This is a genomic window from Hahella chejuensis KCTC 2396, from assembly GCF_000012985.1.
In the GTDB taxonomy this organism is placed as follows: Bacteria; Pseudomonadota; Gammaproteobacteria; order Pseudomonadales; family Oleiphilaceae; genus Hahella; species Hahella chejuensis.
Genome location: NC_007645.1, coordinates 38,739 through 53,421, shown reverse-complemented (window position 1 = coordinate 53,421; position 14,683 = coordinate 38,739). Strand labels below are relative to the sequence as shown.

At 55.5% G+C, this 14,683-nt stretch carries 16 protein-coding genes; 5 read left to right on the top strand and 11 right to left on the bottom strand.

Annotated elements, in window-relative coordinates:
• The first annotated feature begins 22 nt into the window (after positions 1–22).
• Positions 23–226, top strand: coding sequence for a twin transmembrane helix small protein (locus tag HCH_RS00230; protein ID WP_041598329.1), 204 nt, complete (start codon positions 23–25; stop codon positions 224–226).
• Between the two features lie 77 nt (positions 227–303).
• Here the strand turns inward: HCH_RS00230 and HCH_RS00225 are convergent, their stop codons facing one another.
• Genes HCH_RS00225 through coxB form a run of 3 tightly spaced genes read right to left on the bottom strand, consistent with a single transcriptional unit; the run spans position 304 to position 3,986 of the window.
• Positions 304–1,188 (bottom strand): cytochrome c oxidase subunit 3, encoded by an 885-nt coding sequence (locus tag HCH_RS00225; RefSeq protein ID WP_011394048.1) that lies wholly within the window; start codon positions 1,186–1,188, stop codon positions 304–306.
• A gap of 56 nt (positions 1,189–1,244) precedes the next feature.
• Entirely contained in the window at positions 1,245–2,825 is a 1,581-nt protein-coding gene (gene ctaD / locus HCH_RS00220; RefSeq protein ID WP_011394047.1) for a cytochrome c oxidase subunit I, read from the bottom strand.
• 39 nt (positions 2,826–2,864) lie between these two features.
• Positions 2,865–3,986 (bottom strand): cytochrome c oxidase subunit II, encoded by a 1,122-nt coding sequence (gene coxB, locus HCH_RS00215; protein ID WP_011394046.1) that lies wholly within the window; start codon positions 3,984–3,986, stop codon positions 2,865–2,867.
• A 247-nt stretch (positions 3,987–4,233) separates the two neighbouring features.
• Between coxB and HCH_RS00210 the strand changes: the two genes are divergently transcribed.
• Together HCH_RS00210 and HCH_RS00205 are read left to right on the top strand one after the other, a co-directional pair.
• The gene (locus HCH_RS00210) at positions 4,234–5,568 is read left to right on the top strand and encodes an MATE family efflux transporter (protein ID WP_011394045.1); all 1,335 of its coding nucleotides are present in this window, start codon (positions 4,234–4,236) and stop codon (positions 5,566–5,568) included.
• 93 nt (positions 5,569–5,661) lie between these two features.
• Positions 5,662–6,309: a hypothetical protein gene (locus HCH_RS00205; RefSeq protein WP_011394044.1), complete on the top strand. Its 648-nt coding sequence runs from the start codon at positions 5,662–5,664 to the stop codon at positions 6,307–6,309.
• Between the two features lie 37 nt (positions 6,310–6,346).
• Here HCH_RS00205 and HCH_RS00200 read toward each other — a convergent pair whose 3' ends face one another.
• Both HCH_RS00200 and prlC read right to left on the bottom strand, forming a co-directional pair.
• The gene (locus tag HCH_RS00200) at positions 6,347–6,586 is read right to left on the bottom strand and encodes a YheV family putative zinc ribbon protein (protein WP_011394043.1); all 240 of its coding nucleotides are present in this window, start codon (positions 6,584–6,586) and stop codon (positions 6,347–6,349) included.
• A 69-nt stretch (positions 6,587–6,655) separates the two neighbouring features.
• Entirely contained in the window at positions 6,656–8,689 is a 2,034-nt protein-coding gene (prlC, locus tag HCH_RS00195) for an oligopeptidase A (RefSeq protein WP_011394042.1), read from the bottom strand.
• A gap of 210 nt (positions 8,690–8,899) precedes the next feature.
• Here prlC and HCH_RS00190 point away from each other — a divergent pair, with 210 nt between their 5' ends.
• Together HCH_RS00190 and HCH_RS00185 are read left to right on the top strand one after the other, a co-directional pair.
• Positions 8,900–9,442 carry a gamma carbonic anhydrase family protein gene (locus HCH_RS00190; protein WP_011394041.1) on the top strand — a complete coding sequence of 181 codons (543 nt, stop codon included), beginning with the start codon at positions 8,900–8,902 and terminating at the stop codon, positions 9,440–9,442.
• 230 nt (positions 9,443–9,672) lie between these two features.
• Complete coding sequence (locus tag HCH_RS00185; protein WP_011394040.1) at positions 9,673–10,122, top strand: Hsp20/alpha crystallin family protein; 450 nt, start codon at positions 9,673–9,675, stop codon at positions 10,120–10,122.
• 76 nt (positions 10,123–10,198) lie between these two features.
• On the opposite strand, the gene HCH_RS00180 is transcribed toward HCH_RS00185, so the two are convergent.
• The 6 genes from HCH_RS00180 to HCH_RS00155 all read right to left on the bottom strand — a co-directional run bounded on the left by HCH_RS00180 (position 10,199) and on the right by HCH_RS00155 (position 14,645).
• Complete coding sequence (locus HCH_RS00180; RefSeq protein WP_011394039.1) at positions 10,199–10,507, bottom strand: PA4642 family protein; 309 nt, start codon at positions 10,505–10,507, stop codon at positions 10,199–10,201.
• A gap of 84 nt (positions 10,508–10,591) precedes the next feature.
• On the bottom strand, positions 10,592–11,419 hold the full coding sequence (locus HCH_RS00175; RefSeq protein WP_011394038.1) for a flagellar motor protein MotB: 828 nt from the start codon (positions 11,417–11,419) through the stop codon (positions 10,592–10,594).
• A complete protein-coding gene (locus HCH_RS00170; RefSeq protein ID WP_049780799.1) occupies positions 11,416–12,204 on the bottom strand; it encodes a motility protein A in 789 nt (262 codons plus the stop codon). The genes HCH_RS00175 and HCH_RS00170 overlap by 4 nt, the downstream gene beginning before the upstream one ends.
• Positions 12,205–12,313: 109 nt before the next feature.
• Complete coding sequence (gene aroE / locus HCH_RS00165) at positions 12,314–13,126, bottom strand: shikimate dehydrogenase (protein WP_011394036.1); 813 nt, start codon at positions 13,124–13,126, stop codon at positions 12,314–12,316.
• A gap of 48 nt (positions 13,127–13,174) precedes the next feature.
• Complete coding sequence (gene hemF / locus HCH_RS00160) at positions 13,175–14,080, bottom strand: oxygen-dependent coproporphyrinogen oxidase (RefSeq protein WP_011394034.1); 906 nt, start codon at positions 14,078–14,080, stop codon at positions 13,175–13,177.
• 10 nt (positions 14,081–14,090) lie between these two features.
• Complete coding sequence (locus HCH_RS00155) at positions 14,091–14,645, bottom strand: L-threonylcarbamoyladenylate synthase (protein WP_011394033.1); 555 nt, start codon at positions 14,643–14,645, stop codon at positions 14,091–14,093.
• Positions 14,646–14,683 lie beyond the last annotated feature (38 nt).

Below are 14,683 nucleotides of genomic sequence, written 5' to 3'. Positions count from 1 at the left end.
CCGAAAAAATAAGAGGGAACCCATGAAAATCCTTGTTTTATTACTACTTACAGGCGCAGTCGTCAGTCTTTTCAGCGGTTTGTTTTTTCTGGTCAAGGATGACAGCACCAGTAAACGCACCGCTAAAGCGCTCACCTATCGCGTGGGCTTTTCCGTCGCCCTCATCGTTGTGCTGCTCGCCTTGTTGTTCAGCGGGCATTTGCAGTTGAATCCGACGCCCCACTAGATGTGGAGACGCCGCCGGAGTTCCACGCTCCGGCGAAGCCAAAAGACCCGACGCAGACATCGGGTCGATCATCAGAACTACATGATGTAAACCAGCACAAACAGACACACCCAAACCACATCCACGAAGTGCCAGTACCAGGCGGCGGCCTCAAAACCGAAATGTTGTTTTGCGGAGAAATGGCCTTTCATGTAGCGCAGCATAATAACGGTCAGGATAATCGCCCCAAGGGTGACGTGCATGCCGTGAAACCCGGTCAACATGAAGAACGTGGTGCCGTAAATGCCGGACGCCAACGTCAGATTCAGCTCGTGATACGCTTCAATGTACTCATAGACCTGAAAGCCAAGGAAGATCGCGCCCAGCAGAATGGTCAGCCCCAGCCACAATTTCACCTTCTCCCGCTCGTCCTTCTTGATAGCGTGATGGGCGAAGGTAATGGTCACACTGGAAGTCAGCAGCAGCACGGTGTTGAGCAGCGGAATACTCCAGGGGTTGATGACCGCGTCCGGCCCCGGAAACGCTTTCGGGTCGGGATTACTCATCAAAGGCCATGTCCCCTCGAAATCCGACCAGAGCAATGTGTTCATGGCGCCGTCGCCTTCCCCCGCCAGCCAGGGGACAGCCAGATAGCGCACATAGAAGAGCGCGCCGAAGAAAGCGGAGAAAAACATCACTTCGCTGAAAATAAACCAGGACATGCCCCAGCGGAATGAGCGGTCCATTTGCGCGCTGTACAAGCCGGCCATGCTCTCCTTGGCGACATTGCCGAACCACCCAAACAGCATATACACCATCACCAGGGAGCCGATGCCGAACATCCACCAACCGGTGCTGGTGTCGCCGCCGCTTTTATTCACCATTACTGTCGCCAAACCGGACAGGGTCAAAAACAATCCCACCGTCGCGATGATGGGCCACTTACTCTGTTCCGGTACGTAATAACTTTGTTGCGTCGCCATAGGTCCTCCTGTGGCAGTTATCTTGTTCTTGTTATCTCAATACCCATGCGGCCCGCCTACTTCACAGTAGGCGGCTCAGAGAAACTGTGATAGGGAGCCGGCGACGGCAGCGTCCATTCAAGACCCTCCGCGCCTTCCCACACCTGGGCGGTGGCTTTTTTACCGCCCTTGATGCATTTGATAACAATAAACAGGAACAGCAGTTGCGTGGTCCCGAAAACAAACGCGCCGACGCTGGATATCTGGTTAAAGTCGGCGAACTGCAGAGCGTAGTCGGGAATCCGTCGCGGCATGCCTGCCAGTCCGACAAAATGCATCGGAAAGAAAGTCAGGTTCAAACCAATGAACGACATCCAGAAATGCACTTTGCCAAGCCCCTCGTCGTACATGTTTCCGCACCATTTCGGCAACCAGTAGTAGGTGGCTGCGAAGATGGAGAAAATGGCGCCCGGGACCAGCACGTAGTGGAAATGCGCCACCACGAAATAGGTGTCGTGATACTGGAAGTCCGCCGGAGCGATCGCCAGCATCAAGCCGGAGAAGCCGCCGATGGTGAACAGAATCACAAAGGCGATGGCGAACAGCATGGGCGTCTCAAACGTCAGAGAGCCGCGGAACATGGTGCTGACCCAGTTGAATACCTTCACCCCGGTGGGCACGGCGATCAACATGGTGGCGTACATGAAGAACAGCTCTCCGGCCAGGGGTATGCCAACCGTGAACATGTGGTGCGCCCACACCACGAACGACAGGATCGCGATAGAGGCGGTGGCGTACACCATGGACGGATAACCGAACAGCGGCTTGCGACTGAAGGTGGGAATGATCTGTGACGCCACGCCGAAGGCGGGCAGGATCATAATGTATACCTCAGGATGGCCGAAGAACCAGAATATGTGCTGGAACAACACCGGATCGCCGCCGCCCTCCGCTTTAAAGAAGCTGGTGCCGAAATTGATATCCATCAGCATCATGGTGACGACGCCCGCCAATACGGGCATGACCGCAATCAACAGGAAAGCGGTGATCAGCCAGGTCCAGACGAACAGGGGCATTTTCATTAGGGTCATACCCGGCGCCCGCATGTTCAGAATAGTGGCGATGACGTTAATGGCCCCCATGATGGAAGAGATCCCCATCATATGCACTGCGAAGATGAAGTAATTCACGCTGTCCGGCGCATACGTGGTGGACAACGGCGCATAGAAGGTCCAACCGAAGTTGGGACCGCCGCCCTCCATAAACAGGGTGGACAGCAACATGGCGAAAGCAAACGGAAGTATCCAGAAACTCCAGTTGTTCATCCTGGGCAGCGCCATATCCGGCGCGCCGACCATCATCGGAATCAACCAGTTAGCCAGCCCGACGAAAGCTGGCATAACCGCGCCGAACACCATGATCAGTCCGTGCATGGTGGTCATCTGATTGAAAAATTCCGGATTGACGATCTGCATGCCCGGTTCGAACAGTTCCGCCCGGATTATCAGGGCCATGACGCCCCCGGTGAGAAACATGGCGAAACTGAACCACAGGTACATGGTGCCAATGTCTTTATGGTTGGTGGTTAACAGCCACCGCTTGAAGCCTTTAGCCGGACCGTGATGGTGATGCGCGTCAGCGCCTAGTACCGCACTCATGGTCAAACTCCTCTTAAATTGGTTGTGTGTCGCTGAGAACTACTTGTTCTTTAACTCTGCAACTTGTTGCGGAGTAATCATGTCGCCCATGTTGTTGCCCCAAGCATTACGCTCGTAGGTCACGATAGCGGCGATATCAACTTCACTCAGCTGCGCTCCGAACGCCTGCATGGCGGTGCCGGGCACCCCGTGCAATACGATTTCAGTGTGTTTCTCGATCGGACCTTTGACTACGCCGCTGCCGATAAGGGCAGGGAATGCCGGCGGTATGCCGGCGCCATTGGCCTGATGGCACACAGCGCAACTGGACGCGTAGGTTTTCTCCCCGCGTGCAACCAATTCTTCCATCGTCCATTCTTTATTTTTCAACTCGTATTCCTGACGAGCCAGTTCCTGTTTGGCCAGGAGCCACTCCTGATATTCTTCCTCAGGCACGGCTTTCACCACGACGGGCATGAAGCCATGATCCTTGCCGCACAGTTCAGCGCATTGACCGCGGTAAATACCGGGCTCCTGGATAACCGTCCAGGCCTCGCGGATATAGCCGGGAATAGCGTCGCGCTTGACCGCCAGACTGGGCACCCACCAGGAGTGAATGACGTCGGCGGAGGTGACCAGGAAACGGATCTTCTTGTTTATCGGCAACACCAGAGGCTCGTCCACTTCCAACAGGTAGTGTTCGCCCTTGTCGTCGCGGTTGTAGATCTGGTCCTGGGAAGTTGACAGATTACTGAAGAAGTTGACGTCCTGGTTCAGGTATTCGTATCGCCATTTCCATTGGTAACCGGTGATTTTGATATCCATATCCGCTTCACTGGCGTCATACATTTTGACCAGCGTGCCGGTCGCGGGTATGGCCATGCCAATGAGAATAAGGAAGGGAATAACAGTCCAGATAATCTCGACTGTCGTACTTTCATGGAACTGGGCGGGTTTCGCCCCTTTACTCTTGCGGTGATTGAAGATCGACCAGAACATTACTCCAAACACCACTATCCCTATGATCACGCAGATCCAGAAAATAGTCATGTGGAGGCTGTATACTGACTGACTCACTTCCGTCACCCCGGGAGTCATATTCAATTCCCAGGCGGCCGAAGCGGACGCAGATACAAACGGAACGGGCGAAGCCACCGCTATTGCGCGTCTTCGTGACATCATATTATTGTGTCTCCACAGCTTAGTTTTTATTGTTACTGCCGGACACTTCCTGCAAGACGGCCCGCCTACAACGGTCCGTCGACTACTTTTGTAGGAAGTCAAATGCAAGGTACAGCGCCAGTATAGACAAACTTGGATCGGGCTGGCAATTGTTCAGTCATGGTTTAGGTAAAAAAGCTATCCAGCTGATTTCATGCACAAATCTGGTCACTTTCAGTGATCTGATCGCCACATCTTCAGGAGTTTCATGAGCACTCCCCCGGCAACGCTTCACTTGCGTTTGTGGGCCCTCGCCTGGCCGTTAATTCTTAGCAATATCACCACGCCGTTGCTGGGTCTGGTGGACGCCGCCGTACTGGGACACCTGGATTCTCCGGTCTATCTCGGCGCCGTGGCGCTGGCGGGCAATCTGTTCACATTTCTGTTCTGGGCGTTCGGCTTTCTGCGCATGGGGTCCACCGGTCTGGCGGCGCAATCCTGGGGCGCCGGGGACCAGGGCAGGTTGATCCGCGAGTTCTTGCGCGCGGCGGCCATCGCACTTGGCATTGGGCTATTCATGATTCTCAATCGCGCCTGGATATTGCCCCTGGGTCTGGCGTGGATGCAGGCCACCGGCGACATTTGGACGCAAGCGCACAACTATGCGGAAATCCGCATCTTCAGTGCGCCGGCGGTGCTGATTCAATACTGCGTGGTGGGCTGGCTGATCGGCTGTCAGCGTACTCGCAGCGCATTAATTCTGGCGGTCAGCGCCAACCTCGTGAATATCGTACTGGACCTGCTGTTCGTGGTCGGTTTCGGTATGCGCGCCGACGGCGTGGCCTGGGCGTCGCTCATCGCCGAATATTACAGTCTGGCGCTGGGACTCTTCTTCGTTATACGCGGTGACGTCGGGTGCTTTTTCACCCAGATGCGCAATCCGGAACTCTGGGCGCGCAGCGCTTTCGCCAAGCTGCTCAAGCTCAATGGCGATCTTTTCATCCGCACGATCCTGCTGCTGTTCACTTTCGCTTTCTTTACGGCGCAAGGCGCACAGTTGGGAACCAACGTTCTGGCCGCAAACGCCGTATTGCTGACCTTTTTGATGATCATCTCCAACGCCCTGGACGGCTTCGCCAATGGCGTCGAAGCCCTGTGTGGAGAAGCCGTCGGTAAGCGCGATCAGGGCATGCTGCGCCGCACCGCCAGAGTAGGAGGCGTCTGGTCGCTAGTGACGGCGCTCCTGCTGACCCTGGCTTTCTGGCTGGGAGGCGAAGGGTTGATCTACCGACTGACCGACCTGGAAGTCATTCGCGTCGAGGCGAGTCGCTATCTGATCTGGCTGATTCTATGTCCTCTGATCGGCGTGTGGAGTTACCTGTTCGATGGCGTTTTTGTGGGCGCTACCCAAGGCAAAGCGATGCGGGATACAATTATTGTCGCCACCCTGCTGGTGTTTCTGCCCAGTTGGTGGCTCACTCAGGGTTGGGGCAATCACGGACTCTGGTTCTCACTCTGCCTGTTTCTTGCGGCGAGGGGCGCCTATCAGGCGTGGCTGTACAAAACATTTTGTCAGCATGAAAAGTGGTTCATTACAAATTAGTATTACGCACTTTGGCATCCCTTGACTACACTGAAGTCATGCGTCTGGATTGAAACAATTTTTTATAGTTGTCACTTAGGGAAATCGTTATAGATGAGCCTCGCTGCAGTATACGAGATCATCAATCAGGCTAAGGCCGCAGAGCTTAAAACTCAAAATTACGCCAAGTGGCTTCGCCAGCAACTGGATTCTCTGCACCGAGTCATTGAACTGAACGGATCACAGCCGGTTGAGGACCTCATTCATTTCGTCATCGATTATATCGAGCTCGCCCCACGTTTAGTGGAGTGCGTGGCGCATTGCGCCGCAGCAAGCCGCACGGAAAAGCTGTTCGCGCCCTTCATCGAAAAAACCATCCATTACTTCGCGCATCCATCCGTCCTGGTGTTGCGCCATACCGGTCTGGACTGCCTGTTGATCATGGCCTATCAAAGCCATCGTTTGGTGGAGGAGGTTTATGAGAACAATCGCAGCCTGCGCAATAGCCCGATCTGCGATCTACAGGCCACTCAGGCCAATCTGTTGGCCCATCATCTGATCGGCGAGCCCTTCGCCAATGAACTGGATCAGGCCACCCATCTGACTGTGCGCCAAATGGTGAGTCTGCCGGATTTCTATCATCTGGACCTGTCGCCCTTTCTGGTGAAGACCAACACCAAACGCTGGCGACCTCTGAACGAAGACTGGCTGAACCTGTTGGACAAGCATCACATTCGTATGAGCTTTCAGCCTCGTTGTTGACAGGTATTCAGCAACAAGACGTCAGGCTCACACACCGTTATTGCTCTTTCTTGGGACGGGGATAAAACTTGATCGTTTGCACTTGCGCTTCCGTCTGTTTCGAACGGGTGACGCGGGTTTGCAGCTCCGTCGGCCCATCAGCTTCGCGCAGCTTTTCAAAGAAGCCGCATGCGACGCACTCACGCACTTGCCGCTGCTCTTCGTCGGCGTAGCTGACGATCTTGTCCATCTCTCCACAGCGGGGACACACCGCCCCCGCGATAAAACGCTTCACCATATGCACTACCCGGTAAATACGATGGCTAAATGAATACAAGGCCTGCGACGCAGGCCCTTGCTATTTCTCTCAGGCGGCGATGCCGCTTTGACGCAACAACGCCTCCACTTCCGGCGGACGCCCACGAAACTCAATGAACAGATCCATAGGCTCGCGGCTGCCGCCTTTTTCCAGAATTGAATGCAGGAAGCGTCGGCCCGTCTCCGGGTCGAACACGCCATTTTCCTCAAACAGGGAGAATGCGTCCGCCGCCAGTACTTCCGCCCACTTATAGCTGTAATAGCCCGCAGCGTAACCGCCGGCGAAAATGTGGCTGAAGCTATGCTGAAAACGATTGAAGGCGGGTGGTTTGATCACCGCGACTTTATCCCGCACTTCATCCAGCACCTGCTGGATGGCGAAGCCTTCCGAGCCATCGTATTCGTGATGCAAACGAAAATCGAACAGGGCGAATTCCAGCTGACGCACCATCAACATGCCGGACTGGAAGTTTTTCGCCGCCAGCATTTTCTCCAGCAATTCTTTCGGCAGTGGTTCGCCACTCTGGTAGTGACCGGAAATCAGCGCCAGCGCTTCTTCCTCCCAACACCAGTTTTCCAGAAACTGACTGGGCAGTTCCACCGCGTCCCAGGGCACGCCATTGATGCCTGATACATCATTGCAGTCCACCGTGGTCAGCATATGATGCAGCGCATGGCCGAATTCGTGAAACAGGGTGGTCACTTCATCGTGGGTCAACAGCGCAGGATGCTCTTCCGTGGCGGGCGCAAAGTTACAGGTGATGAACGCCACGGGCTTTTGCACAGAACCGTCGTCCAGACGACGACGCACTGCGTAATCCGCCATCCAGGCGCCGCCGCGCTTGTTCTCGCGCGCGAACAGATCCATATAGATGGAGGCGATCTCTTCCCCGTCACGGCGCACTTTGAAGTAGCGCACGTCCGGATGATAGCGATCAAACTCGGCGACTTCGTCGAGGGTGACGCCAAACAGGCGTTGCACCACGGCGAACATGCCGTTGATCACCTTGGAGGCGGGAAAGTAGGGCTTCAACTCTTCCTGAGATACGGCGTAACGGTGATGGCGCAGTTTCTCTGAATAGAAGCTGACGTCCCAGGATTGCAGTTCGTCCTGACCCTGCTCTTTGGCGAAGGCTTTCAGCTCTTCAAATTCCTGACGCGCCACCGCCACGGACTTCTCCGCCAGCTCATTGAGGAAACCCAGCACTTCATCCGGCGTACGCGCCATCTTGGTGGCGAGAGAGTATTCCGCATAGGTGTTGAAGCCCAACAGACGCGCTTTTTCCAAACGCAGCACCAGGATTTCTTTCATCACATCAGAGTTATCCCAGCGACCGGCGTAGGGGCCTTGTTCAGAAGCCCGCGTGTTATAGGCTTCATACATTTCCTGCCGCAATTCGCGATTTTCGCAGTAAGTCATCACTGCATAGAAACTGGGGAAATCCAGCGTCAGCACATAACCTTCTTTGTCACGGGACTTGGCCGCCTGGCGCGCCCCCGCCAGAGCGGAGTCCGGCATGCCTTTCAGTAAATCCGCATCGGTGATGTGTTTAGTCCAGGCCTGCGTGGCGTCGAGCACGTTGTCGCTGAATTTACTCCCCAACTCCGCCAAACGCTGCGAAATTTCCATGTAGCGCGCTTTCTTGTCTTCCGGCAGATCAACGCCAGCCAGATGGAAGTCGCGCAGGGTATTGTCGATGGATTTACGTTGCGCTTCACTAAGCGAACTGAATTCTTCGGACTCTTTAATGGCGTGATAAGCGTCGTACAGCGCCTTGTTCTGACCGATTTCCGTACCGTAGCGGGACAGCTCGGGGATACAAGCGTTGTAGGCCTCGCGCAGCGTTTCGCTGTTGAGCACGCTGTTCAGGTGGCTGACCGGCGACCACACATGGTTCAGCTTGTCCGACATGTTATCCATTTGCTGCGCCAGATTGTCCCAATTGAATGCGGGCTGCGCCGCCAGATCAACAATTCGCTTTCTGTTTTCGGCAAGTAATTTGTCCATCGCCTCTTTGACATGTTCGGCGCGAATCTGTGAAAACGGGGGTAACGCCGTATCGGCGAGCAATGGATTGGTCATTGAAATATTCCTGAATTGACAAGTCTTCCGGGGTTGCTGATCGCAACGCCCCCGAGCAATCAAAATGTGGGCGTTGGCGGCGGCTTTCAAGTAATGCGCCGTGGAATCCTGCTTTAGAATAGTCCGATCAATGCTAAAGTAACAATCCGCCATTCGGGCTCTTGAGCCCTACTAGGGCGCCTCAGATTTTTGATGTTTGGAGTCTTCACCATGCCTGTGCGCACTTATCAGGGAATCACGCCGACGCAGGGAGCGCGCGTCTTTATCGACCCCACCGCCGTTGTCATTGGCGACGTTCATTTGGGCGACGACTGCTCCGTCTGGCCCACCGCGGTGATACGCGGCGACATGCACCGCATCCGCATCGGCGCGCGCACCAGCGTGCAGGACGGCTCGGTGTTGCATATCACTCATGCGGGACCTTTCAACCCCGACGGCTACCCGCTGACGATCGGGGACGACGTCACCATCGGCCACAAGGCCATCTTGCATGGCTGCACGCTTGAGAGCCGCATCCTTGTCGGTATGGGCGCCATCATCATGGACGGCGCTCATGTGGAGAGCGATGTGGTGATCGCCGCCGGTACGCTTGCGCCTCCCGGCAAGCGCTTGAAAAGCGGTTACTTATACGTTGGCGCGCCAGCGAAACAAGCGCGTCCGCTCAGTGACAAGGAAAAAAAATTTTTCCAGTACACCGCCGCCAACTACGTCAAATTGAAGGACCTGCACCTGCAGGAAAACTGGAGCGAGTAGGGGAAATTCAGGAGGCGGGAGGAAATTGACGCAAATCAGAATATAATTTTTTTTGTCGTCAGGGCGCCCCTTGAAAACATTTTTAACGCCATTATTTCTATTATCACGATACGCAGCGTAACCGGGGCAAGACGTCACCCCAATCAGCAGTTTCAGGTGTAAATGATTACATAGAGCCTGTCGCGTCAGGCTAACAGATTTGTACTTAAACTCTTTTTGGAGATTGAATTATGGCGATTACCCGTTGGAATCCGTTTTCTGAGTTCGAAGATATTCTGGACCGTTATAACCGCTCTCTGCAGGGCCAGTCCCGCGTCAGTGAAAACGGCAAAGAAGTGATCCGCAAGGCTGACTGGGCTCCCGCCGTGGATATCACGGAAACCAAAGAAGCGTTCTTGATTAAGGCGGAGTTGCCTGGCGTGGATAAAAACCACGTCAAAGTGGCCGTCCATGAAGGCGTGTTGTCCATTCAGGGCGAACGCAAGCTGGAAAAAGAAGAGGGCGACAAAAAACACCATCGCGTAGAACGCTTCTACGGCGCTTTCGCACGCTCCTTCACGCTGCCGGATAATGTGGATGAAAACAACATCCGCGCGGAATATCGGGACGGCATCCTGACCTTGCAGTTGACCAAGGTGGAAAAGGCGCAGCCCAAAGCAATCGAAATCAACGTGCAGTAGTTTGGGCGACCTGCCGCACTAAACCGGCGACCGGGGCGATGTGTAGTTCGCCCCGGTTTTTTACAATCCAGACTTTTTACAGTTCCGCCGCTTTCTTACCGCCGGCGTCACGCAGGATTTGCGCATATTCCGCGCCACGTGCGTGCTCTGCAACGCGATCCAGCATGGTTTCGCCTTCTGGACTCAACGCATTGATATTACGGCCAGCTTCGGCGAAATAGGCCACGAAACGCGCATAATCGCGGGCCAGCATGTATTCATAAGCCTGCCGCAGAACATGGTAGTCGGGATCAGTTTCATCCCGGGGCAGCAACGCCAAAAATCCCTGAACCCGTTCATCGCTCCATTCCTCATCCACCACTTTCGGTTGTGAAGGACCGCTCATATCGTATTCACCTGCATATCATAGTTATTTACCGGGCCGCACATTCTACCCTGATCCTGCGCGCATATTGAAGGCTGCGCGCGCTCAGCCCAGCCGGCATTCAGCGTTTTCGATATGAATTTCCACACGCCGGTTTTGCGCCCGGTGCTCATCAGTGTCGTTGGGAACCAAGGGCCGCGTTTCCGCCTGTCCTATGGCGCTCACGCGACTGGCGTCCAGGCGCCCATCCAGCACAAGGCGATGCACCACGCTCACCGCCCTGGCCGCCGATAAATCCCAATTGGAGCGGAACTTCACCGAGTCGATAGGACGATCGTCAGTATGGCCGGTCACCAGAATGTCTCCCTTGCAGTCAGCCAATACATCGGTGACTTTCATCAGCACCGGCAGCATGTATAACTTCAATTCCTCGCTGCCGGAAGCAAAGGTCGCGCGCTCGGTAAAGCTAAGCACAACCCCTTTGTCGTCAAACTTGATGTCCACCGCCTGGTCCTCGATTTCATTCTCCAGCAAACTGATCATGCGCGAGGCCAGGCGATCGTTTTCCATATACGCCGCTTCGCTCACCACTTCCTGGCTTAAATCCAGGCTGGGCTCTACGTTGGATTGCGGCGCCGGTTGCTCCGCGTCGCCCTTATCGCGGATTACAGGCTCCATCGGCACGGTAGGCGTGATATCGCCTCCCAGAGGATACATATCCGGCGCGCCCTGAGACGAAGGAACCCAGGCCACGCCAAAGGCCTTACTCATGGAGTAGGCAATGGAGCGGTATTTCTCCGCATCCAGACTGGAAAAGCTCAACAGCAGAATGAAAAAAGTCAGCAATAACGTCATCAGGTCGGCGAAGGTAACAATCCAGGCTGGCGCTCCGACGGGCAGCAAGCCACCAGATTGCTTGCGCGGTTTGATCATGATTCTTCCTGCGCCGGCGTCGATTCATGGAGGTCTTCCATAGCGTCCAGCTCAGGCAGATAAGACGCCAACACGTCCTTGATAATACGCGGATTCAACCCTTTCACCATGCTTAAAATGCCACTGATCACAATCATGCGGTTGCGCACTTCATCCTGAGTTTTAAGCTGCAGTTTGTCAGCCAGCGGCAACACGATAAGCTGGGCGATAAAGGCGCCATAAAAGGTGGTGAGCAACGCAATCGCCATGGCGGGGCCAATGGAGGAGGGGTCCTGCATGTTATTCAGCATCTGCACCAGCCCCACCAAGGTGCCCAGCATGCCCAGGGCGGGAGCCGACTCGCCCAGGCCGCGAAACACCTTTTCCGCTGTCTGCAGACGCTCGACATACTGATGCGTGTCTTCCAGCAGAACTTCTTCTATGAATTCCGGGGGATGGCCGTCTACGGCGAGACCGACGGCTTTGCGTAGAAACGGATGGGTTATTTCAACCCTGTCCAATCCCAGCAAGCCTTGCTTGCGCACAACGTCCGCCAATTGCCGCGCTTCACGGTACAGCTCCCATGGGTCCTGAGTTTTTTCAAGAAAGGTAGTGGAGAAGGCAAGGCGTACGCTGCCGAAAAAGTTACGCCAACGGTGCTTCACCAAGGTGACGGCGAAAGAACCGAAGACGACTATCATCAACCCGGGAACGTTGACGAAGTCCCACAGCTCGGAGCCGGAAGCAACCGCTCCCAGCACCACGCCCATTCCGAACAAAAGCCCCACCCAGGTGAGTATATCCATGTTGACCGTCCATACTTCACGATGCTCAAGTGACTGGCTCAGAATCGTCTAAAGCGGATCTAAGCGCCTAAAATCATTAGCTTAAGCATAGTCAAAGTTGGCGGCGGCGCTAATCTCCCTGCCTTAACCCCGCCAGCACCGGCGCCGTATCCGGACGCACGCCGCGCCACAGGTAAAAGGCCGCCGCCGCCTGCTCCACCAACATGCCGAGCCCGTCGCAGCAGTGTGCCGCGCCACGCGCTTTGGCCCAGGCTACGAATGCGGTGTCGCGCAAGCTGTACATCATGTCGTAGGTAAAGGTATGTGACGCGATGACGGCATCCGGCAGAGGCGGAATATCCCCCGCCAGGCTGGCGGAAGTTCCGTTAATAATCACATCGAAAGGACCTTCCAGGTCTGCGAACGCCCTGGCGCAGACAACGCCATTGCGGCCAAAGATGCGAGCCAGATCCTCCGCTTTGGAAACCGTACGGTTGGCGACCACAATAGAGGCGGGACCTTCATCCAACAGCGGCGCCATGACGCCTTTTACCGCCCCGCCGGCGCCGACCAGAAGAATCTTCTTACCGCTTAACGCCACGCCCTGATTGACGCAGATATCGCGGACCAGGCCTTCGCCGTCGGTATTGTCGCCGAACAAACGTCCGTCCCGTTGCAACAAGGTATTGACGGCGCCGGCAAGCTCCGCTCGATGCGAGCGCTCACTGACAATGTTCCAGGCTTGCTCCTTGAAGGGCACAGTAACGTTCAAGCCCTTGCCGCCGCCGATAAAAAACGACTCCACGGTTTCCCTGAAACCGTCCAGTGGGGCCTGAATCGCTGTGTATTCAAGGCTCTCACCGGTCTGCTGCGCGAACATGCCGTGAATTTTAGGGGACTTGCTATGGCTGACCGGATTGCCGACCACTGCGTACATATCCATGCTATACCTGCCTTTGCTTGCGCTGATATGGGTTTTGGCGTTGCGGGATTACACCCAATCCCTGTGCTTCAAATAATACTCGATCAGACGGGCTTCATCCGAGCCCGGCTCCGGCGTCCAGGCATACTCCCAGCGCACCAACGGAGGCAGGGACATCAGGATGGACTCGGTTCTGCCGCCGGACTGCAAACCAAACAAGGTGCCCCGGTCATACACCAGATTGAACTCCACGTAACGACCCCGTCGATAAAGTTGGAAAGAACGTTCCCGCTCGCCATAAGTCATGTCTTTGCGACGCTCCACAATGGGCGAATAAGCGGGCAGATAACTGTTCCCAACTGCGCGCATGAACTCGAAAGAGCGCTCAAATCCCCAGGCGTTGAGATCATCGAAAAACAGTCCGCCGACGCCGCGGGCTTCATCGCGATGCTTCAAATAAAAGTAGTCGTCACACCATTTTTTGTATTTGGGGTAAATCTCCGCGCCGAAGGGCTCGCACGCCTGCGCCGCCGTGCGATGCCAATGGGCGCAATCTTCATCGAAGCCGTAATAAGGCGTCAGATCGTAACCGCCGCCAAACCACCATACGGGGTCTTCGCCCTCTTTTTCCGCCACAAAAAAGCGTACGTTGGCGTGGGAAGTCGGGGTATAGGGGTTCCGTGGATGCACCACTAGCGAGACGCCCATGGCCTGAAAGCTGCGTCCCGCCAACTCTGGACGGGCGGCGCTGGCGGAGGCGGGCAGGCGCGCGCCGCTGACATGAGAAAAGTTGACGCCGGCTTTCTCAAACACGCCGCCTTCACTAAGCACCCTGGTGCGTCCACCGCCGCCTTCCTCTCTACTCCAGGCGTCTTCGACAAATCCATCGCCACCGTCAATGACGGCTAGTCCATTGCAGATCTCGTCCTGCAATCCCAGAAGATAGTCTTTAACCTGTGTAATCTGTTGCTGCATGGAGTCGCCTTTATTGTCTGAGAATGGCGCCGGTGGCGGCGTCGCGGATTTGACTGGGTTTACTCAGTCCGCTTAGCTTGCCGGGCAGATAGTGATCAACGCCGGATTTAAAGTAGCGGCGGCAGTCGAAAAGAGTGCGGGCCGGCTCCCTCGTCGCAGGATTGGCGGAAGTGGAAACGATTGGGCCGCCAAACGCCTTGGTAAGCTCCACCACCAGAGGATGCGCCGTGACGCGGATAGCTATGGCGTCATGGGCGCCGCGCACCAGCGGCGCATATACGCCAGGGTCAGGGACAACCCAGGTAACGGGTCCAGGCCAGGTCGCCAATATCTGATCTTTCTGTTGCTGCGGCAACCTGTCTAACAACTGGGAAAAATGCTCAATCTGACCTGATACCAGGATCAAGCCTTTGCGCCATGGTCGACGTTTAAGCTGTAGGATACGATTGACCGCGTCTTCACACGAGGGATCGCAGCCCAGACCCCATACCGCTTCAGTGGGATAAGCGAGTACGCCGCCACGGCTGAGAACGGACACTGCTTTCTGAATAAACCATGCTGACAAGTTTTGCCCCTCCAGATACCAATCTCGCGCAAAGTAAC